The following is a 25,574-nucleotide window of genomic DNA, read 5'->3' as shown; positions in this document are numbered from 1 at the left end:
GGCTTGCCAGCCGATACCGAGCGGATAAACGTACTTTTACCGGCATTCGGCAAGCCCAGCAGACCGACGTCCGCCAGCACTTTCATTTCCAGCTTGAGGTCACGCGCCTCACCCGGCTTACCCGGAGTGGTCTGACGCGGAGCGCGGTTGGTACTGGATTTGAAACGGGTGTTACCCAGACCGTGCCAGCCGCCGTGAGCGACCAGCAACTTCTGGCCGGCCTTGGTCAGGTCGCCGATCACTTCTTGAGTGGCCGCATCGATGACGGTGGTGCCGACCGGCACGCGCAGCACCAGCTCTTCACCTTTCTTGCCGGTGCAATCGGTGCTGCCACCGTTGGAACCGCGCTCGGCGTCGAAGTGACGGGTGTAACGATAGTCGACCAGAGTGTTGAGGTTTTCGTCGGCGATCATATAGACCGAGCCGCCATCACCACCGTCACCGCCGTTCGGGCCGCCGTTTTCAATGAATTTTTCGCGACGGAAGCTCATGCAACCGTTACCGCCGTCACCAGCCTTTACTCGAATCGATACTTCATCAACAAACTTCATAACAAAACGCCTCTCGCCATACGGACGAGCCGAAAAAATCTAGACATAAGACTCTTGCAAAAATGAGCGCAGCGACCTCAATCAACGACCGCAAAACCTGCGCTGGAGCCCATCACAAACAGCTTTGCAAGAGACTCACCCCACAAACGAAAAAGCCCCGTCGCAAGACAGGGCTTTTCCAGCAACCACGTAATTATGCCGCGACGACGTCAGTCTTCGGGACAATGCTTACGTAACGGCGATTGAAAGCGCCTTTTACTTCAAACTTGATCACGCCGTCGATTTTAGCGAACAGAGTGTGATCTTTACCCATGCCAACACCGTAACCGGCGTGGAATTGGGTGCCGCGCTGACGCACGATGATGTTGCCCGGAATGATAACCTGGCCGCCATACATCTTCACGCCGAGGCGTTTGGCTTCTGAGTCGCGACCGTTACGGGTACTACCACCAGCTTTTTTGTGTGCCATGAGTCAATTCTCCTAGTGAGGAATTAGGCTGAAATTAAGCCTGAATACCGGTGATTTTGATCTCGGTGTACCACTGGCGGTGGCCCATACGCTTCATGTGGTGCTTACGACGACGGAACTTGATGATGCGGACTTTATCGTGACGACCTTGGGAGATCACTTCAGCCACAACGGTAGCGCCAGCAACAACTGGAGCGCCGATGTTCACGTCATCGCCATTGGCGACCAACAGAACGCGATCAAAAGTAACGGATTCGCCGGTAGCGATTTCCAGTTTTTCGATCTTCAGGTATTCACCTGGGGCGACCTTGTATTGCTTGCCACCAGTAACAATTACTGCGTACGACATGGTATTTCTCCGATAATCCTGCTCACCCAGCTCTTTATAAGAAGAGGTATTGGCTGGCATGGCTGCATAGGGCTGGAAGGCCGGTTTGCAATTGCGTAAGGCAGGTGCTGCCCAGGAAGTTCAGGGTGCGCGATTGTACGCAAGCTGCCGGGGCGATGCAAGAGGCCGTCCATCGCGCCTTGACACTCGCCGACGTGGGTCCTAGCATGCCGCGCAACCCTTCTGGAGCGACTGTCGCTGATGCAACCCCAAGCTTTCTACCGCGCGGTGGCGGACGATTTTAGCGCCGTCGACGGAATCATCAAGAAGCAGCTGACTTCCCGAGTGCCGCTGGTATCGAAAATCGGCGATTACATTACCTCGGCCGGCGGTAAGCGCCTGCGTCCTTTATTAGTGTTGCTGTGTGGCAAGGCGCTGGGCCGCGAAGGCGATGACCTGCGTCTGCTGGCGGCGACCATCGAGTTCTTGCACACCGCCACTTTGCTGCACGACGACGTGGTCGACATGTCCGGCATGCGCCGTGGCCGCTCGACCGCCAACGCCATGTGGGGCAATGCACCGAGCGTGCTGGTCGGCGACTTCCTCTATTCGCGCTCCTTCGAAATGATGGTCGAACTGGGCTCCATGCCAGTCATGAAGATCCTTTCGCAAGCGACCCGCATCATCGCTGAAGGCGAAGTGTTGCAGCTGTCGAAGGTCCGTGACGCCAGCACCACTGAAGAAACCTACATGGAAGTCATCCGCGGCAAGACTGCGATGCTTTTCGAGGCTTCGACCCACAGCGCCGCCGCTCTTTGCGAAGCCACAGCAGAACAGGCTGAAGCCCTGCGCACTTTTGGCGATCATTTGGGCGTGGCCTTCCAGCTGGTCGACGACCTGCTGGACTACAAAGGCGATGCCGAAACCCTGGGCAAGAACGTCGGTGACGATCTGGCCGAAGGCAAACCGACCCTGCCGCTGATCTACACCATGCGCGAAGGCACGCCGGAACAGGCCGCCCTGGTGCGCAAGGCGATCCAGAAAGGCGGTATCGAAGACCTGGAAAGCATCCGCGAAGCGGTAGAGGCCTCTGGCTCGCTGGAATACACCGCGCAACTGGCTCGTGATTACGTGGCCCGTGCGATCAAGTGCCTCGACGCGCTGCCTGCCAGCGAGTATCGCGATGCACTGGTTGAGCTGAGTGAGTTTGCGGTAGCCCGCACGCACTAATACCACTTGTTAGAACCCGGTCCCGGTGGGAGCTGGCTTGCCTGCGATGCCATCACTGCGGTGCTTCTGATACACCGAAGTGCCTGTTTCGCGGGCAAGCCCGGCTCCCACAGGGACCGTGCTGCCCCACCTCCCTCCTAAAACCCTATATAATGTGCGCTTTTTAGCCATCCAGGATTCAAGGAGCTTTAGTGAGCACGTTGCCACCCTGCCCAAAATGCAATTCCGAATACACCTATGAAGACGGCGCACAGCTGATCTGCCCTGAGTGCGCGCACGAATGGTCCGCCAGCGGCGAAGCCGAAACGGCGTCCGACGACACCGTGAAAAAGGATTCGGTCGGCAATGTCCTGCAGGACGGCGATACCATCACCGTGATCAAGGACCTCAAGGTCAAAGGCACGTCGCTGGTGGTCAAGGTCGGCACCAAGGTCAAGAACATCCGCCTGTGCGATGGCGATCACGACATCGACTGCAAGATCGACGGCATTGGCCCGATGAAGCTCAAGTCCGAGTTCGTCAGAAAAGTCTGAACCAGCCGTATTCCATCCCGCGCCTTGCGTGGGATGGTGCTTCGCCCTCCCCCTGCTTCAACGTGCCTGTACGCGCAATAGCCAAACGCCAGCCGTTTTGACCTGACGCAACCTTTACCCGTAAAAAAAGCACAATCCGCCAATAGACCCTTGCTATTTGATGAATAAGAATTATTCTCATTGAAACCCATTCAATGGAGATGAGACATGACTTATTTGATCGACGCCTGGCTGGACCGCCCACACCCGTACCTCAGAATCCTGCATCGGGAAACCGGGGAAGTCTGTGCGGTGCTTGAAGAAGAAGCCTTGAGCGAGCTGCAGGATCAGGGGGATCTGGACGTCAGCGACTTGAGTTCCAGCGAGCCGTTGGTGCTCAAGGAGCTGGTACGTAACCTGTTTCTGTACTGCTACGCCCGGGCGTTGCGCCCGTCGAATGAACTGCACCACAAGATCGAAATATGAGACAGCACAAAGAACTGTGGAAGCGAGCCTGCTCGCGATAGCATCACTGCGGTTTCACAGGAAACCCGAGCAGACCGCATCGCGAGCAGGCTCGCTCCCACATCGGTATTACAGAACGTCGAGCAGTTCGACGTCGAATACCAGTACGCTGTGCGGCGGAATGCTGCCAACGCCTTGAGCGCCGTAAGCCAGTTCGCTCGGCACGTACAGACGCCATTTGCTGCCGGCGTTCATCAGTTGCAGGGCTTCGGTCCAGCCAGCGATCACGCCGCCAACCGGGAACTCTGCAGGCTCGCCGCGCTCGTAGGAGCTGTCGAACACTGTGCCGTCGATCAGGGTGCCGTGGTAGTGAGTGCGCACTTGATCTTCACGGGTTGGCTTGGCGCCTTCGCCGGCAGTCAGCACTTCGAATTGCAGGCCGGAAGCCAGGGTGGTGATGCCATCACGCTTGGCGTTTTCAGCCAGGAAAGCCAGGCCTTCGCCAGCAGCGGCTTGAGCTTTGGCAGCAGCTTCGGCCTGCATGACTTCGCGGATCACCTTGAAGCTCGCGGACATAGCTTCCTGGTCAACACGGCTTTCCTTGCCGTTGAAGGCGTCAGTCAGACCAGCCAGGATCGCGTCCAGGCTAACGCCCGGTGGCGGGTTGTCGCGCAGTTGGTCGCCCAGCTGACGGCCAATACCGTAGCTGACGCGAGTTTCGTCGGTGGACAGATTTACTTCGGACATGACATTGCTCCGCTGTGCGGACGGCCCAGGAACTTGCCGTGCTCGCACAGCGCATCCCGGAGCGCCCGGAACCAAAAGGGCCAGCAGACTAGCACATATGTCATTGTTCTGATGAGGGCTGTCAGTGATGCCAGGAGGAGCGGAAGGCAATCGGCACCTTCAGGCTTTCCCCCACGCTCGCACCCAGTCCGCACATTTCATCATGTACCGAAGCGTGGACAAGGTTGAAGGGTAAGGAAGGGAAGTCATGCAGCACTTCACGAGCATGCTCGACCGAGCGCAGGTGGAACATTTGGTCGTGGCCATCACTCAGCGGATAGGCGGCACCATGCATGCGCGCCTCCAGCAGGTAGATCCCGCCCTCCATGGAAATCAGGTTCAGCTCATCGATTTTCCCTGCGATGGCATAAGCGCGTAGTTCAACAAGGTTCATGAATGCACCTCATACAGAGTCGAGCCAACACTACTTACAGGGATAGGCTTCGGCGCTTCAAAGTACAAGCCAGAATCACACCACCCGTCCGGTTCGACCAAATACCCTTGTGGGAGCGAGCCTGCTCGCTCCCACAAGAGTTGTGCAGGTCAGTGTTTGGTCAGCTTGTCCAGGTAGCCCATAGCGAACGCCGACACGACAAACGTCATGTGAATGATCACGTACCACTTCAAATGCTCCGGATCGACGTTCTTGGCGTCCATGAAGATCCGCAGCAGGTGGATAGAGGAAATCGCCACAATGGAAGCGGCCACTTTCATCTTCAGCGAAGATGAATCCATGGTACCCAGCCAGTTGAGCTTTTCCTTGCTGTCATCGATATCCAATTGAGAAACGAAGTTCTCGTACCCGGAAATCATCACCATCACCAGCAGACCGCCCACCAGCGCCATGTCGATCAGCGACAGCAGCACCAGAATCAGGTCCGATTCTGCCATCGAGAAAACGTTGGGGATAACGTGAAAAACCTCCTGGAAGAACTTCAGCGCCAGCGCCAGCAGCCCAAGGGACAGTCCGAAGTAGATCGGCGCCAGCAGCCAACGGGAGGCGTACATTGCATTTTCGATAAAGCGTTCCATTGAATCTCACACGTGGGTTGAAAATGGCCGCGAGTATACCAGTCACCTGTCTACACCCAGAAGCAGCCAGAAACCGTCGAAAAATCCGCCACCTGCGCGTGTGTCGTAAAGTTTTTCTGCTAGTGTCCAGTCTATTGACCGCTCAGCAAATCGGACAGGAAGACTGGAAAATGGATGTGCGATTGCCATTAACGAGCACCGGCATTTGCCTGATCCTGCTGATGAGCGGCTGCTCTCCCAGTGAGGACAAGCGTCAGGCCAGCCTCGAGGAAAAAACCGCACAGTTCGAGCAATCGCTGGATCAGATCCAGGACCCGAAGCTCAAGGACGCGGTCTCTGAACTCGGCGGCTCACTCTTGTTGCTCGAACGTGCGCAACTCAAGCTCGACAGTAAACCGATGGAAACCGAATACGGCGAAGACGCCCTCGCCGTGCTCAAGCACTACCCTTCGCCCCAGGCCTTGGTCGACACCTACATCAATGGCCTGTTCGTGCTGCACAAGGACTCCAGCTCCGATTACCTGACCGATCTGCAACCGGTATTCCCCTTCAACTTCAGTATTCCGGCGACGTTCCTTTTCCCCCATGGCCTGGAATGGCAATCGGTGACGCTGAACAACAAACGGGTTATCCCCTTCCAGCCCGAATGGTCGGAAACCGATCCCGGCATCCAGCTCAGCCCGTCGAGCTCCAACCTGACCAGCCCCGACGACTTGACGGTGACCTACCCTTTCATCGACGGCCTGGATGTCGACAAAAAAACCCAACCGCAACCAGTGAGCCTGCAGGGCAAAGTCGAAGTAATCGCGCCACGCAGGCTCTACAGCTTCAACCTGACCAAAGGGGACGTCGGCAAGAAGCGCACCGACGACAACCTCAGCGTCACCCTGTTGAAGCTTGAAAAGAACTACGCCGAAATTGAATACAGCAACAGCGCGCCACTGCCCCCCGAAGTCAGTGATACCGGGTTGATCCCACTGATTGTTCAGGCCAAAGACACCACCGGGCAATTCCTCGCGCGCGCAGGCTCGATCAACGAAAACGCCACGCAAATTGCCTTCTATCAAAAACAGCTGGCAAAAATGCAGCAGCAGAAGGCCTGGAGCGAGGCGTTCGAACAACAGCTCAATGAAGAACAGCGCAGTTTCGAACAGCAGCAGGGGCGACGTTATTCCAAGGTGTACTTCAACGGGCCGATCGACACACTTGAAGTCAGCCTGCTGGACTTCTCCGGCGCCACTGTCACCCGCAAAGACCTTAACCTGCCGATACGCCGCTTCGACCCGCACACCACGGAAAAAACCATCCCGCCGCTGACCTTGCCGGTGGTGGTGTATGACGATCAAACGCCGAACTGGCTCAAGGGCGCGACACTGAGCGAGGAACAGCTGAAAAAAAGCATCAACATCAATCAATCAGTGGAGGACCCGAGCGCCGCGCGCATTGAGTTCAATCACCCCAGAAGCTTCAATGACGAGTTGCTCGGCAGCACCTTCAGCCTCGGCGATAGCCCACTCAGTTTTTTTACCGCGGACAGTAGCGGCAAACGCGATGAGCCGATTGAACTGCCACCGCAGGCGTATCAGGTCGACCCTCTGCGCGGCACCATCACTTACGATCTGAACCTGTTTCCACAAACGCCAGCGTATGCAGTGGGCGCCATGCCGTTGTTCCTGGCCACGATCGAGAAGCAGACGCTCGACACCCGGACATTGCCCAAGGGCCTGATGCTCAAAGGCAATGCGTTAGTGGTGGATGTGAAGCTGTTTCCTGCGCAGGACTGGCGATTTTTCGCCAGGGACGACAGCGGGAATTACCTGAAAGAGATTCTTGCGGTCACCCATGACGCAAGCGCCGAAGGCCCGGCGTTATTCAAGGTGCATTACTTTTATGGTCAACCGACACACCTGGAAAGCTATCAGCGCACCGGGCTCACCACCGTGCAATATGGTTTCGAAGTCAAACTGGTCACAGCTGATCCAGGTGAACTTGATCAATAACCCACTCAGTGATCGGGCCGATATTCAAAGCCACCCAGATTGCGGCAACGGCCACCGTTGATTTCCCGCAGCTGGGCTTGCAGGTGCAGGCACCAGATTTGTGGGTCGTCGGCCAGTTCGTAGCCGTGCAAAGTCAGGCTTTCAACAATGGTGTCGAGGATTGATTCAGCCACGACAGGACCATGAAACGGGCCTTGTGCCTTGATAGCTGAAGGTTGCTCGCCAGCCATCCCGGCGGCGAAGAGCAAGGTCCACATGCCCGTATCTCCCGCCAGAGGGCGGATGGCACACTCGATACGGGTTACAAGACCCAAGCATTGACGGGTAAGGCAGAGGTTGCGCGACATGGCGGCGACCCTCGGTAGATCCGGTATTCAGCCTCCATAGAGAGGCTGTCTCGTTCCAGTGATTACTGTCGATCCTTGAAGCAGAGAATAGAAGAAAAGTCCGCCCCGTACGTCGGGTGGGACCGGAAGGCGCCGAATGGTCATTGTGTGAAGTTTGACGCCAGCGAGATGGCACTTTTCAAAATTCACACAAAACAAATGTGGGAGCGGGCTTGCTCGCGAATGCGGTATATCAGGCAACTTATCTGTTGAATGAAAACCGTATTCGCGAGCAAGCTCGCTCCCACAAGTGGATTGAAGTGATCTCAGGTACGCATCAAGCCGGCTTGGTCTCGACCAACGCTTCCTGCGCAGCTTCTTTTTCGGCTTCCTTGAGGTCTTCTTCGCTGATCATTTCCGCGATCACCCGCAAGCGTTCCACCACCCGCGCATTGACGCTGCCTTCCGGGAACTCGCCATTCTCATCCGGTGCACCGGCAGGCTCGCCGACCAACAGGCTCAAGGCCTCGTCCGCCTGACGCACCGCGTAAACATGGAACTGCCCCGCGCGCACTGCCGCCAATACCTTCTCGTCGAGCATCAACGTGGCAACGTTCGCCTGAGGAATGATCGCCCCTTGCTGACCGGTCAGCCCGCGCGCTTCGCAGAGCCGGAAGAAGCCTTCGATCTTCTCGTTGACCCCGCCTACCGCCTGCACTTCACCGAACTGGTTGATCGAACCGGTGATTGCAAAGCACTGCTTGAGCGGGGTTTTCGACAAGGCCGAAATCAGCGTACAAGCCTCGCCAAGCGACGCACTGTCACCATCGACATACCCGTAGGACTGCTCCAGGGCAATGCTCGCGGAAATGGCCAGCGGGAATTCCTGGGCATAACGACTGCCCAGATACCCCGTGAGGATCATCACGCCTTTTGAGTGAATCGGCTGCCCAAGGTTGACCTCACGCTCGATGTCGACAATGCCACTGCCGCCCGGATAAACCGTGGCGGAAATCCGGGCCGGCACACCGAAGGCCGAGTCGCCGACTTCCAGCACTGTCAGCCCGTTGCACTTGCCGACAGCGGCGCCATCGGTATCGATCAGGATAATCCCGGCCAGCATGTCGTCGAGAATCCGTGCCGAGACGCGCCCTGTGCGGGTGGCCTTGGCCTTGAGCGCACGCTCGATGTGCCCGGCGTCGGTCATCTCGTCGCCGGCCAGATGACGAATGAAATCCGCCTCGCTGACCAACTGGAACAAGTCACCGATTCGCGCCGACAAACGCCCTTGGTGCTCGGCCAGACGCGCGCTATACGTGGCCAGACGCGCCACGGCATCCGCCGTCAACGGGGCCATGCCTTCTTCGGAGGTGCGGGTTTTGAGCAACTGGGCGAACTGCTCCAGGCTCTCATCGACCATCGGGATGTCTTCGTCGAAGTCCACCAGGACGCGGAACATTTCCTGGAAGTCCGGATCGAGGTCTTGCAGGGTGTAATACAGTTGACGGGCGCCGATGATGACGACTTTGACCGCCAACGGAATGTGTTGCGGTGTCAGGGTTACGGTGGCCAGACGGCCCAGCTCACCCAGCGGCGATTCCATTTTCAGCTTGCGCGATTGCAGGGCGCGCTTGAGCGCATCCCAGACGAACGGCTCGCTGAGCATTTTTTCCGCTTCAAGGATCAGAAAACCGCCGTTGGCCCGGTGTAAGGCACCCGGGCGCAGTTGCCGATAGGTCGTGTACATCGCGCCCTGATCGGTACTGTATTCAATGCGGCCAAACAGGTTTTCGTAAGTCGGGTGCGGCTCGAACACCACCGGCGCACCACCACTGGCCGAATGCCCGACGACCAGGCTCGGCGCGTATTGCTCTTCCAGCAGCTTGCGGGCAATGGCGTCGGTCTTGCTGTCGTCCACCAGTTGCTCGACAACCGTCTTGAGCAGGTAAACCTGCATCGCTTGCAGGTAACCGCACACGGCCGCGTTCTCGGCGTACTTCTCCGACAACGGCGACAGCAACGGCTGCAACGCGAGTGTGATGGTTCCTTCGTTGAGGTGGCGCAGTTGATTGCTCGACTCACGCTTCCATTGCGGCAGGCTGGCGAGCTCTTCGTTCAGACGCTCTTCCAGACCAGAGATGTCCTCGTGAAAACGTTCGCGATCGGCTTCCGGCAACTGGGCGAATTCCGCTTCATCCAGCGCTTTGCCTTCGCTCATGGGGGTAAAGGCGATGTTGCTGGCGTCGCGGTACAGCGCGACTTCTTTTTCCAGGGCCAGACGCTCGATGACGTCCAGCGCCTTGTCGTAGCGCTGATTGAAGGCACGATCGATGGCGCTTTTCTTCTGCTGGTAGGACGGGTGTTCAAACACCGCCGGAAAGGTCGCCAGCAGGTTGTCGATCAAGCCATTGATGTCGCCAATGAATGCGCCCGCGGTACCTGACGGCAATTCCAGGGCGCGAGGCTCGCGCGGCTCATCGAAATTGTTGACATAGACCCAGTCGGCCGGGGTCTGCAGGCGCTTGCCTTCGGCTTTCAGGTAACGTTTGACGAACGAGAACCGGCCGGTGCCAGGCTCACCCATGACAAAGACGTTGTAACCGGGGCGTGGCATGGCCACGCCGAACTGCAAGGCTTCGACCGCACGTTCCTGGCCAAGCACACCGCGGAAGGGCTCCAGATCATTGGTGGTAGAGAAGCTGAACTGTTCAGCGGAAAACGGACGGGTCAGCGCTTCAGGCGCTAGACGCAAGCTGGCAGCAACAGGATCAGGCATCGGGCTTCCTTACATCAGGCGGGGCAGATAGCGGCATTCTGGCGCTGCCCATACCTCACTTGCAAGGCGCACCTCCAGCCAAAGCATAGACAAACTGCCATCCCTCAGCGGGCCGGGGCTAAATCAATGATTTCAGCGGATGTTTTGCGAAAAATCACGGAACCTCGGGATCGTGCCTAAACTCCAAATTGCGCGGCTGGACCAATAACCAGCCTAACTGGCGCCAAAATGGCACCAGTCTCCCTTGTCCATCGGTATGCAAACAAAGAGAACATAGCTATGAAACGGATTCTTCTCGGTACTCTCTTCACCGTTGTATCCCTCAACGCCATGGCGCAAGCCCCAGGCGGCCCGGATTGTGGTTGGGGCAACATGCTGTTCGAAGGTCAGCGTGGCACCCCGGCTCACTTCATGGCCTCCATTACCAACGGCACGTCCGGTAACGCGACCTTCGGCATGACGTCCGGCACCAACGGCTGCGCCACGAATTCGTCGCTGACCTACGGCGGCAAATCCTGGTTTGCCATGAATGGCATGATGAACGAGCTGTCCGAAGACATGGCTAAAGGTCAGGGCGAAGCGCTGACCACTTACGCCGTGGTCCTTGGCGTGGCGCCGCAAGACCGTGCGCATTTCGCCGCCGTGACTCACGAGCATTTCCAGCAAATCTTCAGCAAGGCGGATGTAACCGCTGAAGATGTGCATACCAACACCCTGGCCGTTCTGAAGAACGACCCGCGTCTGGCCAAGTACGCCACTCAAGCTTAAGCTCGACTCGCCCGCTCCTTTCGGGGAGCGGATTTGTTTTTTTGGCCCGCCCCTCTTTGGGTCTTTGTTTTTTTCGAATTAAGTTGCCCACTATGCTCAAACGCCTTGCCTGGCTGACGCTCTGTGTCTGCGCCCCGCTGTCCGCTGCGCCGCACATCGACCCTCAACGTTTGCAGCAATTGGCCAATGACCCCTTCTGGATTTCCCTGGGACACTACGAAACCGCCAAACTCGGCGGCTGGCGCAGCTATATCAGCGACAAGGCGTTCTTCTTGGCGCCCGACGGCAACGAACACCCCGAGCGTGAACTGGCGGCTACCGTGCAAGCGTTGTACGCCCCGGCCAGTGCCGGCGAACAACACGCTCAATGCGTTTACCCAGCCCGTACCCGCTGGCTGAAATCGCAACTCAACCTGACCGGTCTGCCGACGCCTGCCTGCACTGAGTTCAAGCAATGGTTCAAGGACGTCTCGCCCCACAGTGCGGTGATGATTTTCCCGGCAGCTTACTTGAACAGTCCGTCATCGATGTTCGGCCACACGTTGCTGCGCATCGACCAGGCGGATGTGCAAAGCGACCAAACGGCCCTGCTTAGCTACGCCATCAACTTCGGCGCCTTCATCGAAGGTTCGGACAACAGCATCCTCTTCGCCTGGAAAGGCTTGATGGGTGGTTATCCCGGGCTTTTTTCGCTGGTGCCCTATCAGGAAAAACTCTCGGAATACCGCAGCCTCGAGAACCGTGACTTGTGGGAGTACCGGCTGAACCTGACCCCGCCAGAAACCGAGCGTATGGTCGAGCACGTCTGGGAGCTGAAGCAGGTCCGGTTCGACTATTTCTTCTTCGACGAAAACTGCTCCTATCGCTTGCTGGAATTGCTGCAAGTGGCGCGCCCCAGCCTGCGGCTGACAGAGCAATTCCCGCTGACCGCGATTCCTACCGACACCGTCAAGGCCGTGAAAGAAGCGGGTTTGGTGGAATCGATTGAATATCGCCCGTCCCGCGAACGTGAATTATTGAGCCGTGTCGAACCGCTGAACCCCGATGAACAGCAATGGGTGCTGAAAGTCAGCGCCGACCAGAAGCAGTTACAGGAACCCGCTTTCAAGGCGCAACCCAAGGATCGCCAGGCGCTGATCATCGACGCGGCTTATCGTCTGGAACGCTACCGCGCCAATGGCCAGGAACGTGACCCCACGCAGGCTCAGCGCAGTTTCGAACTGCTGCGGGCGATCAACCAGAACCCCGCGCCCGAGCTGGATATCCCGCAACCCGGCTTGCCCGAGGATGGTCACGAGTCGCGAACCTGGCAGGCCGGTGTCGGCACCCGGGGTGACAAGGCGTTCGGCGAATACGGCCTGCGTATGGCCTATCACGATCTCAACGACAACGCCGAAAGCTTCCCGCTCGGTGCACAAATTGAAATCCTGCAAATGAAACTGCGCCAGTACGAAGGCAATCACTGGCAGTTTCAGCAGCTTGATCTGGCAACGATTCGCTCCTTCACCCCGCGCAATGAGTTGCTGCAACCACTGTCGTGGCAGGTGACTGGCGGCCTGGAACGCGTGCCGGGCAAACATGATGACGAAACCCTGGTCAGCCACATCAATGGCGGTGGCGGCGGTACCTGGGAACTGGGCGACGACATGCTCGGTTTTGCCCTGGGGACCGCGCGCATTGAACACAACAACGACTTCGCCGGTTTCATCGCCCCGGCGGCGGGTTTCAATACCGGCGTGTTGTGGAAAAACCCGCTGGGCAATTTCAGTCTGGAAACCAAAGGCGATTTCTTCACCAATGGTGAAGTGCGCCGTAGCATCAGCCTGAATCAGCAGTGGGAACTGTCGCGCAATCTGGGCCTGCGCCTGAGCGCCCAACGCGAATTCAGCCACCTCGCCACACCGGAGAATGAAGTGATGCTTGAGGTGAAGTGGTATCACTATTGACCTGACACAGCCATACCCTTGTGGGATTGGTGAGTCGCCGGCGGACATCCGGCAAAACTAAAAGCCTGCCACCATGGCCCAAACCCTATAACGGGAGAAGAGCATGAGCCGCGCTTTCGTCAACGAAGATAACGCCGCCGCGCAAGCCGATCAGCCTGTCGAACGGCAAGTCAGCACGCAACCCAATTACGTCACGCCCGCGGGCCTGGCCCAATTGCAGGCGAAAGTATCCGAACTGCAACACCTGCACAGCGAGCAATCGGCCAGAGGGGAGCAAGCAGACAAGCAGCGCCAAGCGGACCTTGAGCGCGATTTGCGATATTTCAACCAGCGCCTGCAAAGCGCGCAGGTAGTAACCGCCGCCAGCTCGACTGAAAAAGTGCAGATCGGCAGCCGTGTGACGTTCGTTAATGAACACGACACCGGGCAAACCGTGCAGTTGGTGGGTGAAGACCAGGCCGACGCGACCGCGGGCCTGATCAATTGGGGTTCACCGTTGGGTCGGGCGTTGCTCGGGGCGCAACTCGGCGACGAGGTGCTGTGGCAACGCCCGGCGGGTGATCAACTGATCGAGATCACCCGTATCGAACCGGCTTAAACCACGCCCTGGGCGAGCATGGCGTCGGCAACTTTGACGAAGCCGGCGATGTTCGCGCCTTTGACATAGTTGACCCGGCCGTTCTCTTCACCGTAATGCACGCAAGCATGGTGGATCGATTGCATGATCGCGTGGAGCTTGTTGTCGACTTCACCACCGGTCCACAGCAGACGCATGGCATTCTGCGACATTTCCAGCCCGCTCACCGCCACACCACCCGCGTTGGAAGCCTTGCCCGGCGCGAACAGAATCCCCGCTTCGATAAACAGGTCCACGGCCTCCAGGGTAGTCGGCATGTTGGCCCCTTCCGCCACACAGATACAGCCGTTGCGTAGCAGCGTACGAGCCGCCTCGGCGTCCAGTTCGTTTTGTGTAGCGCATGGCAGCGCGATGTCGCAGCTCAGCGTCCATGGGTGATGGCCCGCCAGGAACTCCAGACCGAATCGGCCGGCCAGTTCACTGATACGTCCACGCTGGACATTTTTCAGCTCCAGCACCGCCAGCCATTGCTCTTCGGTCAAACCGCTTTCGCAGTAGAGCGTGCCTTCGGAGTCGGACAGCGAAACCACGACGCCGCCCAGGTCCATGACCTTGCGTGCCGCATATTGTGCGACGTTACCGGATCCAGAGATTGCAACGCGTTTGCCTTCAACGGTTTGACCACTGCGCTTGAGCATTTCCTCGGCGAAGTACACGCAGCCAAAACCGGTGGCTTCCGGACGAATCAGGCTGCCGCCATAGCTGGGGCCCTTGCCGGTCAATACGCTGGTGAACTGGTTGCTCAGGCGCTTGTATTGCCCGAACAGGAAACCGATTTCGCGGGCACCGACGCCGATATCACCGGCCGGCACGTCAACGTCCGCACCGATGTGCCGGTACAACTCGCTCATGAAGGCCTGGCAGAAGCGCATGACTTCAGCGTCGCTCTTACCTTTGGGGTCGAAGTCCGAACCACCTTTGCCACCACCCATCGGCAACGACGTCAGCGAGTTTTTGAACGTCTGTTCGAAGGCGAGGAACTTCAACACGCCGAGGTTCACCGAAGGATGGAAACGCAGCCCGCCCTTGTAAGGACCAATCGCGCTGTTCATCTGGATACGGAAACCGCGATTGACCTGCACTTTGCCTTGATCGTCGACCCAGGAAACCCGGAAAACGACCGCGCGCTCAGGTTCGCAGATCCGCTCCAGAATGCCGGAAGTCAAATAATGCGGATTGGCTTCGAGAAAAGGCCACAGGCTGCGCAGGACTTCTTCCACGGCCTGGTGGAATTCAGGCTGGTCAGGGTCGCGTTTTTTCAGACGGGCAAGGAAGGATTCGACGGATTCGATCATGGAACAGTCTCGGCAGATTTGTTGTCGTTGGGAGAGATTGGGCCGGACTCTAACAAACAGAATGCGCACAATGACAGCGCCGAATGTCGCAATTATGAAATTAAATGGTGCGCCAAGTATAAATAAGTCCGGTTTTCGAACTGTTTTCGCACCGAAACAGGGAACAACCCTTCGCGTTTTGCACCATCAGTGACAACTGAAGCCCCAAAAAAAACGGAGCCCGAAGGCTCCGCTTTTCATGCAACCAGCCCGGATCAGGCCAGTTTTTTGTGCCTTACACGATGCGGCTGGGTAGCCGCTTCGCCGAGACGCTTGCGGCGATCGGCTTCGTATTCGGTGTAGTTACCTTCGAAGAACACCGCTTGCGAGTCGTCTTCGTACGCCAGGATGTGCGTCGCGACGCGGTCAAGGAACCACCGATCGTGAGAGATCACAATGGCGGCGCCCGGGAAGTCCAGCAGGGCTTCTTCCAGGGAGCGCAGGGTTTCAACGTCGAGGTCGTTGGACGGTTCGTCGAGCAGCAGGACGTTGCCGCCCTCTTTCAGGGTCAGGGCCAGGTGCAAGCGACCGCGCTCACCACCGGACAGGTCCTTGACGAACTTCTGCTGATCGCCGCCCTTGAAGTTGAAGCGACCGACGTAGGTACGCGACGGAATCTCGTAGTTACCGATGCGGATCTGATCCGAACCGTCGGAGATTTGCTGGAATACGGTCTTGCTGCCGTCCAGGTCTTCGCGGCTCTGATCGACGCACGCCAGTTGCACGGTTTCGCCGACTTCGATGCTGCCCGAGTCCGGCGTTTCCTTGCCCATCAGCATGCGGAACAGGGTCGATTTACCGGCACCGTTACCGCCGATCACACCAACGATGGCGCCTTTAGGCATGGAGAACGACAGGTTGTCGATCAACACGCGATCGCCGTAGCCCTTGGAAACGTTCTTGAATTCGATGACCTTGTCACCCAGGCGCGGACCGGCCGGGATGTAGATCTCGTTGGTTTCGCTGCGCTTCTGGAATTCCTGCGATTGCATTTCTTCGAAGCGTTGCAGGCGAGCCTTGGATTTCGACTGGCGGGCCTTGGCGCCTTTGCGCACCCACTCCAGTTCTTCCTTCATGGCCTTTTCGTGAGCCGATTGCTGCTTGGATTCGGCCGCCAGACGATCGGACTTGGCTTCAAGCCAACCCGAATAGTTGCCCTCGTACGGGATACCGGCGCCGCGGTCGAGTTCCAGAATCCAGCCAGCAACGTTGTCCAGGAAGTACCGGTCGTGCGTGATCGCAACCACGGTGCCCGGGAAATCGTGCAGGAAGTGCTCCAGCCAGGCGACGGAATCGGCATCCAGGTGGTTGGTGGGTTCGTCGAGCAGCAGCATGTCCGGCGCGGAGAGCAGCAGACGGCACAGGGCCACACGACGCTTTTCACCACCGGACAGGAATTCGACCTTGGCGTCCCAGGCCGGCAGGCGCAGCGCATCGGCGGCGACTTCCAGTTGGCGCTCAAGGTTGTGACCATCGCTCGCTTGCAGGATGGCTTCGAGCTTGGCTTGTTCAGCCGCCAGCTTGTCGAAGTCGGCATCTTCTTCAGCGTAAGCCGCGTAGACCTCGTCCAGGCGAGCCTGGGCGTTCTTGATTACGCTGACCGCTTCCTCGACCACTTCACGCACGGTTTTGGTCGGGTCCAGGATGGGTTCCTGAGGCAGGTAGCCGATGTTCAGCTCCGGCATCGGACGGGCTTCGCCCTCGAACTCGGTGTCGACGCCGGCCATGATTTTCAGCAGCGTGGACTTACCCGAACCGTTGAGGCCGAGTACACCGATCTTGGCGCCTGGGAAGAACGACAGAGAAATGTTTTTCAGGATTTCCCGCTTCGGCGGAACAACTTTGCCCAGCCGATGCATGGTGAAGACGTATTGAGCCATGGAGAACCTTGGGTCAGTGACAGATGAATGATTGGAGCGCAGGCGAAGCCCGGCCAGACCGTGCGCGTCGTCCGAATGATAGCTATCAATACGTGCGCGCTGAAAAAGTCTGATTTTAGGAGCTGGAACGCTCCCGCGTAACCGGCAAAGCTACCTGATTGACGGAAGGCAGTCCAGCCGAGCGGGACTGGCACTTAGCCACAACTCAAGGCATGCTAGCCGCCCTTCGGGCGTCCGACTTATAGTGCACGTCGCGCCAGCCCAGTCAAACCGCAGGATTACAGTTTGCCTAATGCCACTTCGCCTGTTTCCGTGAGCGCCCCCCGTCCTGCAACCGGCTCACCCCTGCGCGGAACCTTGAAGGGCACACTGGCCACCCTCGTCCTGTTGCTGCTCGCCCTGCTGTTCTGGCAGTTGCTGGACCAACTGCGCGAAACCCAGAAAAGCCAGCGCCAATACACCATCGATTACACCGCCGATCTGGCCGCGCAAGTCAGCCTGAACATGGCGCTCAACGCCCAGATCGCCCTCAATCTGCTACCGATCGTCGAACAACCGCAAAGCCCCGACGAACAGCAGGCGCTGCTGCGCAAGCTGCAACGGTCATTGCCCGAACTGCGCAGCCTGGTCTTGCTCAGCCCCTCCGGAAAAATCCTCAGTGACAGCGCCGATGACAACCAGGACGCCGATTACCTGAGTGACCTGGTGCGGCGCAGTCGCGCCCAGGCGCACTACTTCAGCAACGCCGATGACGGTTCGGTGGTGCATCTTCTGTTGCATCAAGCCAGCGGCAGCACCCGTGGCTATTGGGATCTGCGCCTGACACCGGCTTTTCTCTCAAGCCTGACCAAACTGGATGAAGCCGGTATCCGCCCACGGTGGCTGGTGGAAAACCGGGTCAATCGCCAGATCATCAGCCGCGATGATGCATGGCCCTCAAGCAAGCCAACCGTGCTGACGCCAAATGAACTGGCCAGCAGTGTGCTGACCGTTCCCTTGAGCAACAGCGACTGGCAACTGCGCGGCTTGTTCGATCGCCAACACGTGCTCGAAGACCTGTTGCCGGCATTCATTGGCAAATGCCTGCTGGGCCTGGCGCTCTCTCTGCTGCCCTTCATTGCGCTTCTGAACATGCGTCGGCGTCAACGCCAATTGAATGAGGGCCGTCGCCGTTATCAAGACATTTTCGAAGGCACCGGCGTGGCCCTGTGCGTACTCGACGTGGCCGGGCTCAAGAGCTTTTACGAAAAGGCTCAACTACACAGGCGCGAACAATTGCAAACCTGGCTCGATTCCCCGGACAAACGCCGGCAACTGCTTCAGGAGTTGCGCATCACCGAGGTCAACCAGGTCGCCCTGCAACTGCTCAACGTCAAATCCTGCGATCAAGCCTGGAACCTGCTGATCGACGGCAACCCGCTGGACGGCACCGCCATTGGCAATCAAGTACTCGAAGCGGTGTTCAACCAACAAAAGCAGCTCGAACTCGAAATCAAACTGCAGGATGCCCAGGATCGCGATCAGCATTTGTGGCTGGTCCTGCGTCTGCCGGTCGATCAGGACGACTATAAAGCCGTGATCCTGAGTATCACTGACATCACCAGCCGCAAGCTGATCGAGCTGTCGCTGCTGGAGCGTGAAGGTTTCTGGTCCGACGTGGTGCGCACCGTGCCGGATCACCTGTACGTACAGGACGTGATCAGTCAGCGGATGATTTTCAGCAACCACCACCTGGGGCAGACCCTGGGTTACGACCGCACCGAACTGCATCAAATGGGTGAGTATTTCTGGGAAATCCTGCTGCACCCCGAAGACGCCGATGGCTACCATCGCTCACGCCAGATCCAGCGCCAGGGTGGTTTCAGCCAATTGATGCAGTGCCAACTGCGCTTCCGCCACCGTGATGGCAAATGGCGCAGGTTCGAGATTCGCGAACAGGCCCTGGCACGGGACAAGCACAATCAAGTCACGCGGATTATTGGTGTGGCCAAGGACATCACCGATCAGATCGAAGCCAGCGAGTCATTGCGCGACAGCGAACAGCGTTACCGGATGCTCGCCGAAAGCATCAGCGACGTGATTTTCTCGACGGACAGCAAGCTCTCGCTCAACTACGTCAGCCCTTCGGTGCGGGCAGTGCTCGGTTACGACGCGGGGTGGATCTTCCAGAACGGCTGGCAATCGATCATCGCCAACCCTCAACAACTGACCGGCGTCTTTGACCTGATGGACCGGGTCAGCAAAGCGCTGGATAAACCCGAGCAACTGGCGCTTTTGCGCAGCCAGGTGCAGACCCAATTGTTTCTGTTCGATTGCCTGCGGGCCGACGGCCGCAAGATCCCCATCGAACTGAGGGTGGTGCTGGTCTGGGACGAACACGGCGCATTCGAAGGCGTGCTCGGTGTCGGTCGCGACATCAGCCAGCAGCGTCGGGCCGAGAAAGACCTGCGCATGGCGGCCACGGTATTTGAGCACTCCACCTCGGCCATTCTGATCACCGACCCGGCCGGTTATATCGTTCAGGCCAACGACGCGTTCAGTCGCGTCAGCGGGTATGCCGTGGAGCAAGTGCTCGACGAGTTGCCGAACATGCTGACCGTCGACGAGCATCAGGATTCGCATCTGCGCTACGTGCTCAAGCAACTTCATCAGAACAGCACCTGGGAAGGCGAAGTCTGGCTCAAGCGTCGCAACGGCGAACACTACCCGGCCTGGGTCGGCATCACGGCCGTGCTCGACGATGAAGGTGATCTGGCCAGCTACGTGTGCTTCTTCAGCGACATCAGCGAACGCAAGGCCAGTGAACAGCGGATTCACCGCCTCGCCTACTACGACGCCCTGACCCATCTGCCCAATCGCACGCTGTTCCAGGACCGGCTGCACACCGCACTGCAATCGGCGGAACGGCAGAAGTCCTGGGTGGTGTTGATGTTCCTCGACCTGGACCGTTTCAAGCCGATCAACGACTCCCTCGGTCACGCCGCCGGCGACCGCATGCTCAAGGAAATGGCCACGCGCCTGCTCGGCTGCGTCGACGATGACGACACCGTGGCGCGTATGGGCGGGGATGAGTTCACTTTGTTGCTGCAACCGAAGGTCAATCGTGAAATCGCGCTGAACCGGGCGATTCATGTGGCGGAACAAATTCTCGCCAGCCTGGTGAAACCCTTTGTGCTGGAAGGCCGCGAGTTCTTCGTCACGGCCAGTATCGGGATCGCGCTGAGCCCGCAGGACGGCAACGAACTCAGTCAATTGATGAAGAACGCCGACACGGCGATGTACCACGCCAAGGAGCGCGGCAAGAACAACTTCCAGTTTTATCAGGCGGACATGAACGCCAGCGCTCTGGAGCGTCTGGAGCTGGAAAGCGACTTGCGCCACGCGCTGGAACAGAACGAATTCACGCTGTATTACCAACCGCAGTTCAGCGGCGATGGCAAACGATTGACCGGTGCCGAAGCCTTGCTGCGCTGGCGTCATCCGCGACGCGGTCTGGTGCCGCCGGGGGATTTCATTCCCGTGCTCGAAGAGCTCGGCCTGGTGGTGGATGTCGGCGATTGGGTGATCGGCGAAGCGTGCCGTCAGCTCAAGACCTGGCACCAGACGAACGTCCGTGTTCCGAAGGTTTCAGTAAACATCTCGGCTCGGCAGTTCTCCGACGGTCAGTTGGGCACGCGAATCGCCAACATCCTCAAGGAAACCGGCCTGCCGCCGGCGTGCCTGGAGCTGGAGCTGACCGAAAGTATCCTGATGCGTGAAGTCAGCGAGGCGATGCAGATTCTCGCCGGGTTGAAAAACCTCGGCCTGAGCATTGCGGTCGACGACTTTGGCACGGGTTATTCTTCGCTCAATTACCTTAAGCAATTCCCGATTGATGTCCTGAAAATCGACCGTACGTTTGTCGATGGCCTGCCGTCCGGCGAACAGGATGCGCAAATTGCCCGGGCGATCATCGCCATGGCTCACAGCCTGAACCTGGCGGTGATCGCCGAGGGCGTGGAAACCCAGGAGCAACTCGACTTCCTGCGTGAGCATGGGTGTGATGAGGTTCAGGGTTACCTGTTCGGCCGGCCGATGCCGCCTGCCCGGTTTGAGGCACAGTTCAGCAATGATGCGCTCTTCATGTTCGACTGATTGGAGCTAACAGCTCCGATCAGTCGAACATGAAGAAAGCTGCAAGTTCCAAGTGGCAAGCGACAAGCAAGAGCGAATCGGCTTTTACTTGTCGCTTGCGGCTTGTGGCTTGAAGCCCGCTTATCCACAACCTGATTGTGTTTCATATCCCTTCTAAAAGCGGTTGGGTTAGAATGCCCCCCTTTTCTGCCCCCGATCCTTGAGGACCGCCATGTTCAGCCGTGATTTGACTATTGCCAAGTACGACGCCGACCTTTTTGCCGCCATGGAGCAAGAAGCTCAGCGCCAGGAAGAACACATCGAGCTGATCGCTTCGGAAAACTACACCAGCCCAGCGGTGATGGAAGCTCAAGGCTCGGTACTGACCAACAAGTATGCCGAAGGCTACCCGGGCAAGCGCTACTACGGTGGCTGCGAGTTCGTTGACATCGTCGAGCAACTGGCCATCGACCGTGCCAAAGAACTGTTCGGCGCCGATTACGCCAACGTTCAGCCACACGCCGGTTCCCAAGCCAACAGCGCCGTTTACCTGGCCCTGCTGTCGGCTGGCGACACCATCCTGGGCATGAGCCTGGCCCACGGTGGTCACCTGACCCACGGTGCCAGCGTTTCGTCCTCCGGCAAGCTGTACAACGCCATCCAGTACGGCATCGACGCCAACGGCCTGATCGACTACGACGAAGTCGAGCGCCTGGCGGTTGAGCACAAGCCAAAAATGATCGTGGCTGGTTTCTCTGCCTACTCGCAGATTCTGGACTTCCCGCGTTTCCGCGAAATCGCCGACAAAGTGGGCGCTTACCTGTTCGTCGACATGGCCCACGTGGCCGGTCTGGTCGCCGCTGGCGTTTACCCGAACCCGGTGCCATTCGCTGACGTCGTGACCACCACCACGCACAAGACCCTGCGCGGTCCACGTGGCGGCCTGATCCTGGCTCGCGCCAACGCCGACATCGAGAAGAAGCTGAACTCCGCCGTATTCCCGGGCGCCCAGGGTGGCCCACTGGAGCACGTGATTGCCGCCAAGGCGATCTGCTTCAAGGAAGCGCTGCAGCCTGAGTTCAAGGCCTACCAGCAACAAGTGGTGAAAAACGCCAAGGCCATGGCCGGCGTGTTCATCGAGCGCGGTTTCGACGTGGTCTCCGGTGGTACCGAGAACCACCTGTTCCTGCTGTCGCTGATCAAGCAGGAAATTTCCGGTAAAGACGCTGACGCCGCACTGGGCAAAGCGTTCATCACCGTGAACAAGAACTCCGTGCCAAACGACCCACGCTCCCCGTTCGTCACCTCCGGCCTGCGCTTCGGTACACCGGCTGTGACCACTCGCGGCTTCAAGGAAGCTGAGTGCAAGGAACTGGCCGGCTGGATCTGCGACATCCTGGCAGACCTGAACAACGAAGCGGTGATCGACGCCGTTCGTGAGAAGGTCAAGGCTATCTGCAAGAAGCTGCCGGTGTACGGCGCTTAATCAGCCCGCTAAACCGTAGCAATAAAAAAACCGGCCAGTGATGGCCGGTTTTTTAATGCCCGCGAAATGACCTCCACACCGGCATTTGATTCAGTTGGCCGCCACCCGCGCAAACCCTTCTCGAATCTTATCTTCCGGCAGATCATCGGCAATGAACACAATCACGCTTTCCCGCGCCTCGCCCTCTGCCCATTCTGTGTCCCAGTCGAAGCCGTACAACTTCAGTACACCCTGAAACACCATCCGACGCGGCTCTCCAAGGATGTTCAACACCCCTTTGTAGCGCAGCAATTGCTTGCCATGGTCTTCCAGCAGTTCGTTCATGAACTCGCTGAGTTTGTCGATATCCAGCGGCTTGTCGGTGCGCAGCACCAGGCTGGAGATGCGGTCGATGGACGGCGCTTTACTCACCGGACGCAAACTCACGCCACCACCCAGGTCGGCATTCAGGTTAAAACCACGCACGTCGAGCAATTCCGCCAGATCGATCTTGCCGTGATCCACCACGCGGATCGGTGCGCGTCGGTTGATGCGGGTCAGGCGCTCACTTAATGCGGTGAATGTCGCTTCGTCCACCAGATCGCGCTTGCTCACCAGCAAGCGGTCGGCGAAACCGATTTGTGCCTGGGCGATGGTTTGGGTCAGGTGAGTCTCGGCATGCGCCGCGTCTACCAGGGTGATGATGCCGTCGAGGATGTAACGCTCGCGCAGTTCTTCGTCGATGAAGAAGGTTTGCGCCACCGGTGCCGGATCGGCCAGGCCAGTGCATTCGATCACCAGACGGTCGAAGGCGATGTCGCCGCTGTCCAGGCGTTCGAGCAACAGGTACAGCGCTTTGGTCAGATCGGTATGGATGGTGCAGCAGACGCAGCCGTTGGACAGCGTCATGACTTGTACCGGCTCATCGCCCAACAGCTGGGTATCGATACCGGCATCACTGAATTCGTTTTCGATCACGGCGATTTTCAGCCCGTGCTCGGCTTTGAGCAGGTGACGCAACAGCGTGGTCTTGCCGGCGCCGAGGAAGCCGCTGAGGATTGTTACCGGGATAGGGGGTAGCAAAAGAAGGTCTCCCATACACTGAAAAAACTGTAGGAGCCTGGCTTGCCAGCGATGGCGTCTTCAAGATCGCTATCGCCGGCAAGCCAGGCTCCTACAGTGGTGTGTTACCTAAGCCTCGTGCTTCAACAACACTTCGGCCCACCCTTGCCACCGTAACGCGCTTCCTGACGTTCGCGGAAGAACATTTCGTAGCTCATCACCGGTTTGTCCGGGTGTTTGGTTTGCATATGCTCGACGTAGGTGTCGTAGTCGGGCATGCCGACCATCAGGCGCGCCGCCTGACCGAGGTATTTACCGAGGCGACTCAGGTCATTGAACATGTTTGCAATCCTCGATTACGCGTCCGGCAAGGCCTGGAATGGCGATTCTTTATCCGTACGTTCTTTTTTACCCCAGGAGGCAATGCCGACCTTGAGTGCGTAGAACAGGATACTGAACACCACGAACAGGAACAGCACCGTCAGCGTTGCGTTGGTGTAGGCGTTGAAGATTACGTGCTGCATCTGTGTGATGTCCTTGGCCGGGGCGAGGATCTGACCATTGGCCAGCGCATCGCTGTATTTCCTGGCCAGCGACAGGAAGCCAATCGCCGGGTTGGCGTCGAACAGCTTGATGAAGCCTGCAGTAGTGGTGCAAATCAGCAGCCAGACCGCTGGTAGCATGGTCACCCAGACGTAGCGCTGGCGTTTCATTTTGATCAGCACAACGGTGCCGAGCATCAACGCGATACCGGCCAGCATCTGGTTGGAAATACCGAACAGCGGCCACAAAGTGTTGATACCGCCCAATGGGTCGATCACGCCCTGGTAGAGCAACCAGCCCCACATCGCTACACAACCGGCAGTGGCGATCAGGTTGGCGGTCCAGGACTCGGTGCGTTTCAGCGCCGGCACGAAGGTGCCGAGCAAGTCCTGGAGCATGAAACGACCGGCACGGGTGCCGGCGTCGACAGCGGTCAGGATGAACAGCGCTTCGAACAGGATCGCGAAGTGATACCAGAACGCCATGGTGTTTTCACCCGGCAGGACACTGTGCAGGATCTGCGCAATACCGACCGCCAGGGTCGGCGCACCACCGGCACGGGCCAGGATGGTGGTTTCGCCGATGTCATGGGCCACCGCTTGCAGGGCTTCCGGGGTAATGGCAAAGCCCCAGTTGCTAACCGCTTGCGCCACTGCCACCACATCACCGCCAACCACGGCTGGCGGGCTGTTCATCGCGAAGTACACGCCCGGTTCGATCACCGAGGCGGCAACTATGGCCATGATGGCGACGAACGATTCCATCAGCATGCCGCCGTAACCGATGTAACGGGCGTTGGTTTCGTTATCCAGCAGCTTCGGCGTGGTACCGGAGGAGATCAGCGCGTGAAAACCCGAGACCGCGCCACAGGCGATGGTGATGAACAGGAACGGGAACAGACCGCCCTTCCACACAGGCCCCGTACCATCGACAAACTGGGTCAACGCCGGCATTTTCAACTCGGGCATGGTCACCAGAATACCGATCGCCAAGGCGACGATGGTGCCGATTTTCAGGAACGTTGACAGATAATCGCGCGGAGCCAGAATCAGCCACACCGGCAGAACCGCCGCGACAAAACCGTAACCGACCAGCATCCAGGTAATCTGAATCCCGGTGAAGCTGAACGCCTTGGCCCAGACCGGATCAGCAGCAATCTGCCCACCGAGCCAGATCGACCCCAGCAGCAGCAGCACGCCGACCACGGAGATCTCACCAATGCGGCCCGGGCGGATATAGCGCATGTAGATGCCCATGAACATCGCAATCGGAATGGTCGCCATGACCGTGAAAATACCCCACGGACTTTCGGCCAGGGCCTTGACCACGATCAGCGCCAGCACCGCAAGGA

Annotated in this window: 22 protein-coding genes; 9 read left to right on the top strand and 13 right to left on the bottom strand. The window is 58.4% G+C overall.

The window, feature by feature from the left end:
- From cgtA to rplU, 3 genes are all read right to left on the bottom strand, one after another.
- Positions 1-551, bottom strand: a 551-nt coding sequence (gene cgtA, locus PMI22_RS22165; RefSeq protein ID WP_007943983.1) for an Obg family GTPase CgtA, incomplete at its 3' end; no start/stop codon positions are given.
- Positions 552-744: 193 nt separating this feature from the next.
- On the bottom strand, positions 745-1,020 hold the full coding sequence (rpmA, locus tag PMI22_RS22170) for a 50S ribosomal protein L27 (RefSeq protein WP_007943982.1): 276 nt from the start codon (positions 1,018-1,020) through the stop codon (positions 745-747).
- A gap of 34 nt (positions 1,021-1,054) precedes the next feature.
- Positions 1,055-1,369, bottom strand: coding sequence for a 50S ribosomal protein L21 (gene rplU, locus PMI22_RS22175; RefSeq protein WP_003176051.1), 315 nt, complete (start codon positions 1,367-1,369; stop codon positions 1,055-1,057).
- A 240-nt stretch (positions 1,370-1,609) separates the two neighbouring features.
- Here rplU and PMI22_RS22180 point away from each other — a divergent pair, with 240 nt between their 5' ends.
- From PMI22_RS22180 to PMI22_RS22190, 3 genes are all read left to right on the top strand, one after another.
- Positions 1,610-2,578: a polyprenyl synthetase family protein gene (locus tag PMI22_RS22180; protein WP_007943981.1), complete on the top strand. Its 969-nt coding sequence runs from the start codon at positions 1,610-1,612 to the stop codon at positions 2,576-2,578.
- A gap of 191 nt (positions 2,579-2,769) precedes the next feature.
- Positions 2,770-3,111: a zinc ribbon domain-containing protein YjdM gene (locus tag PMI22_RS22185; protein ID WP_007943980.1), complete on the top strand. Its 342-nt coding sequence runs from the start codon at positions 2,770-2,772 to the stop codon at positions 3,109-3,111.
- A gap of 207 nt (positions 3,112-3,318) precedes the next feature.
- Positions 3,319-3,576 (top strand): PA4570 family protein, encoded by a 258-nt coding sequence (locus tag PMI22_RS22190; protein WP_007943979.1) that lies wholly within the window; start codon positions 3,319-3,321, stop codon positions 3,574-3,576.
- 108 nt (positions 3,577-3,684) lie between these two features.
- Here the strand turns inward: PMI22_RS22190 and PMI22_RS22195 are convergent, their stop codons facing one another.
- The 3 genes from PMI22_RS22195 to PMI22_RS22205 form a co-directional block, all read right to left on the bottom strand.
- On the bottom strand, positions 3,685-4,302 hold the full coding sequence (locus tag PMI22_RS22195) for an FKBP-type peptidyl-prolyl cis-trans isomerase (protein ID WP_007943978.1): 618 nt from the start codon (positions 4,300-4,302) through the stop codon (positions 3,685-3,687).
- Between the two features lie 121 nt (positions 4,303-4,423).
- Entirely contained in the window at positions 4,424-4,735 is a 312-nt protein-coding gene (locus PMI22_RS22200) for a DUF6482 family protein (protein WP_007943977.1), read from the bottom strand.
- A gap of 149 nt (positions 4,736-4,884) precedes the next feature.
- Positions 4,885-5,373 (bottom strand): TIGR00645 family protein, encoded by a 489-nt coding sequence (locus tag PMI22_RS22205; RefSeq protein ID WP_007943976.1) that lies wholly within the window; start codon positions 5,371-5,373, stop codon positions 4,885-4,887.
- A gap of 170 nt (positions 5,374-5,543) precedes the next feature.
- Here PMI22_RS22205 and PMI22_RS22210 point away from each other — a divergent pair, with 170 nt between their 5' ends.
- Complete coding sequence (locus PMI22_RS22210) at positions 5,544-7,373, top strand: hypothetical protein (protein ID WP_007943975.1); 1,830 nt, start codon at positions 5,544-5,546, stop codon at positions 7,371-7,373.
- Between the two features lie 5 nt (positions 7,374-7,378).
- Here the strand turns inward: PMI22_RS22210 and PMI22_RS22215 are convergent, their stop codons facing one another.
- Both PMI22_RS22215 and PMI22_RS22220 read right to left on the bottom strand, forming a co-directional pair.
- Complete coding sequence (locus tag PMI22_RS22215; protein WP_007943974.1) at positions 7,379-7,720, bottom strand: PA4575 family protein; 342 nt, start codon at positions 7,718-7,720, stop codon at positions 7,379-7,381.
- Between the two features lie 316 nt (positions 7,721-8,036).
- Positions 8,037-10,475, bottom strand: a complete 2,439-nt coding sequence (locus tag PMI22_RS22220; protein WP_007943973.1) for a Lon protease family protein — start codon at positions 10,473-10,475, stop codon at positions 8,037-8,039.
- A gap of 279 nt (positions 10,476-10,754) precedes the next feature.
- Here PMI22_RS22220 and PMI22_RS22225 point away from each other — a divergent pair, with 279 nt between their 5' ends.
- The 3 genes from PMI22_RS22225 to PMI22_RS22235 all read left to right on the top strand — a co-directional run bounded on the left by PMI22_RS22225 (position 10,755) and on the right by PMI22_RS22235 (position 13,787).
- Positions 10,755-11,243, top strand: coding sequence for a DUF3015 domain-containing protein (locus PMI22_RS22225; protein WP_007943972.1), 489 nt, complete (start codon positions 10,755-10,757; stop codon positions 11,241-11,243).
- Between the two features lie 92 nt (positions 11,244-11,335).
- Positions 11,336-13,189: an Lnb N-terminal periplasmic domain-containing protein gene (locus PMI22_RS22230; RefSeq protein WP_007943970.1), complete on the top strand. Its 1,854-nt coding sequence runs from the start codon at positions 11,336-11,338 to the stop codon at positions 13,187-13,189.
- A 103-nt stretch (positions 13,190-13,292) separates the two neighbouring features.
- Positions 13,293-13,787, top strand: coding sequence for a GreA/GreB family elongation factor (locus PMI22_RS22235; protein ID WP_007943967.1), 495 nt, complete (start codon positions 13,293-13,295; stop codon positions 13,785-13,787).
- On the opposite strand, the gene gdhA is transcribed toward PMI22_RS22235, so the two are convergent.
- Positions 13,784-15,121, bottom strand: a complete 1,338-nt coding sequence (gene gdhA, locus PMI22_RS22240) for an NADP-specific glutamate dehydrogenase (protein WP_007943964.1) — start codon at positions 15,119-15,121, stop codon at positions 13,784-13,786. The two genes, PMI22_RS22235 and gdhA, sit on opposite strands and share 4 nt — an antisense overlap.
- Positions 15,122-15,375: 254 nt before the next feature.
- On the bottom strand, positions 15,376-17,040 hold the full coding sequence (gene ettA / locus PMI22_RS22245) for an energy-dependent translational throttle protein EttA (RefSeq protein ID WP_007943963.1): 1,665 nt from the start codon (positions 17,038-17,040) through the stop codon (positions 15,376-15,378).
- A 285-nt stretch (positions 17,041-17,325) separates the two neighbouring features.
- On the opposite strand from ettA, the gene PMI22_RS22250 reads away from it, so the two are divergent.
- Entirely contained in the window at positions 17,326-21,174 is a 3,849-nt protein-coding gene (locus PMI22_RS22250; protein WP_007943962.1) for a bifunctional diguanylate cyclase/phosphodiesterase, read from the top strand.
- 211 nt (positions 21,175-21,385) lie between these two features.
- Positions 21,386-22,639, top strand: coding sequence for a serine hydroxymethyltransferase (gene glyA, locus PMI22_RS22255; protein WP_007943961.1), 1,254 nt, complete (start codon positions 21,386-21,388; stop codon positions 22,637-22,639).
- A gap of 90 nt (positions 22,640-22,729) precedes the next feature.
- Here glyA and yjiA read toward each other — a convergent pair whose 3' ends face one another.
- The 3 genes from yjiA to PMI22_RS22270 all read right to left on the bottom strand — a co-directional run.
- On the bottom strand, positions 22,730-23,716 hold the full coding sequence (gene yjiA, locus PMI22_RS22260) for a GTPase (protein ID WP_033048928.1): 987 nt from the start codon (positions 23,714-23,716) through the stop codon (positions 22,730-22,732).
- Between the two features lie 107 nt (positions 23,717-23,823).
- Positions 23,824-24,021: a YbdD/YjiX family protein gene (locus PMI22_RS22265; protein ID WP_003228401.1), complete on the bottom strand. Its 198-nt coding sequence runs from the start codon at positions 24,019-24,021 to the stop codon at positions 23,824-23,826.
- A 15-nt stretch (positions 24,022-24,036) separates the two neighbouring features.
- Positions 24,037-25,574: carbon starvation CstA family protein (locus PMI22_RS22270; RefSeq protein ID WP_007943959.1), on the bottom strand; the 1,538-nt coding region annotated here is incomplete at its 5' end.

Source organism: Pseudomonas sp. GM21 (genome assembly GCF_000282215.1).
Lineage (GTDB): Bacteria > Pseudomonadota > Gammaproteobacteria > Pseudomonadales > Pseudomonadaceae > Aquipseudomonas.
The sequence above is the reverse complement of the archived record's forward strand: the minus strand, read 5'-3'. Positions and strand labels throughout refer to the sequence as shown.

Coding starts and splice junctions, on each gene's coding strand:
- rpmA (WP_007943982.1), bottom strand. CDS start 1,020: ATGGCACACAAAAAAGCTGGTGGTAGTACCCGTAACGGTCGCGACTCA.
- rplU (WP_003176051.1), bottom strand. CDS start 1,369: ATGTCGTACGCAGTAATTGTTACTGGTGGCAAGCAATACAAGGTCGCC.
- PMI22_RS22180 (WP_007943981.1), top strand. CDS start 1,610: ATGCAACCCCAAGCTTTCTACCGCGCGGTGGCGGACGATTTTAGCGCC.
- PMI22_RS22190 (WP_007943979.1), top strand. CDS start 3,319: ATGACTTATTTGATCGACGCCTGGCTGGACCGCCCACACCCGTACCTC.
- PMI22_RS22195 (WP_007943978.1), bottom strand. CDS start 4,302: ATGTCCGAAGTAAATCTGTCCACCGACGAAACTCGCGTCAGCTACGGT.
- PMI22_RS22200 (WP_007943977.1), bottom strand. CDS start 4,735: ATGAACCTTGTTGAACTACGCGCTTATGCCATCGCAGGGAAAATCGAT.
- PMI22_RS22205 (WP_007943976.1), bottom strand. CDS start 5,373: ATGGAACGCTTTATCGAAAATGCAATGTACGCCTCCCGTTGGCTGCTG.
- PMI22_RS22210 (WP_007943975.1), top strand. CDS start 5,544: ATGGATGTGCGATTGCCATTAACGAGCACCGGCATTTGCCTGATCCTG.
- PMI22_RS22215 (WP_007943974.1), bottom strand. CDS start 7,720: ATGTCGCGCAACCTCTGCCTTACCCGTCAATGCTTGGGTCTTGTAACC.
- PMI22_RS22220 (WP_007943973.1), bottom strand. CDS start 10,475: ATGCCTGATCCTGTTGCTGCCAGCTTGCGTCTAGCGCCTGAAGCGCTG.
- PMI22_RS22225 (WP_007943972.1), top strand. CDS start 10,755: ATGAAACGGATTCTTCTCGGTACTCTCTTCACCGTTGTATCCCTCAAC.
- PMI22_RS22230 (WP_007943970.1), top strand. CDS start 11,336: ATGCTCAAACGCCTTGCCTGGCTGACGCTCTGTGTCTGCGCCCCGCTG.
- PMI22_RS22235 (WP_007943967.1), top strand. CDS start 13,293: ATGAGCCGCGCTTTCGTCAACGAAGATAACGCCGCCGCGCAAGCCGAT.
- gdhA (WP_007943964.1), bottom strand. CDS start 15,121: ATGATCGAATCCGTCGAATCCTTCCTTGCCCGTCTGAAAAAACGCGAC.
- ettA (WP_007943963.1), bottom strand. CDS start 17,040: ATGGCTCAATACGTCTTCACCATGCATCGGCTGGGCAAAGTTGTTCCG.
- glyA (WP_007943961.1), top strand. CDS start 21,386: ATGTTCAGCCGTGATTTGACTATTGCCAAGTACGACGCCGACCTTTTT.
- yjiA (WP_033048928.1), bottom strand. CDS start 23,716: ATGGGAGACCTTCTTTTGCTACCCCCTATCCCGGTAACAATCCTCAGC.
- PMI22_RS22265 (WP_003228401.1), bottom strand. CDS start 24,021: ATGTTCAATGACCTGAGTCGCCTCGGTAAATACCTCGGTCAGGCGGCG.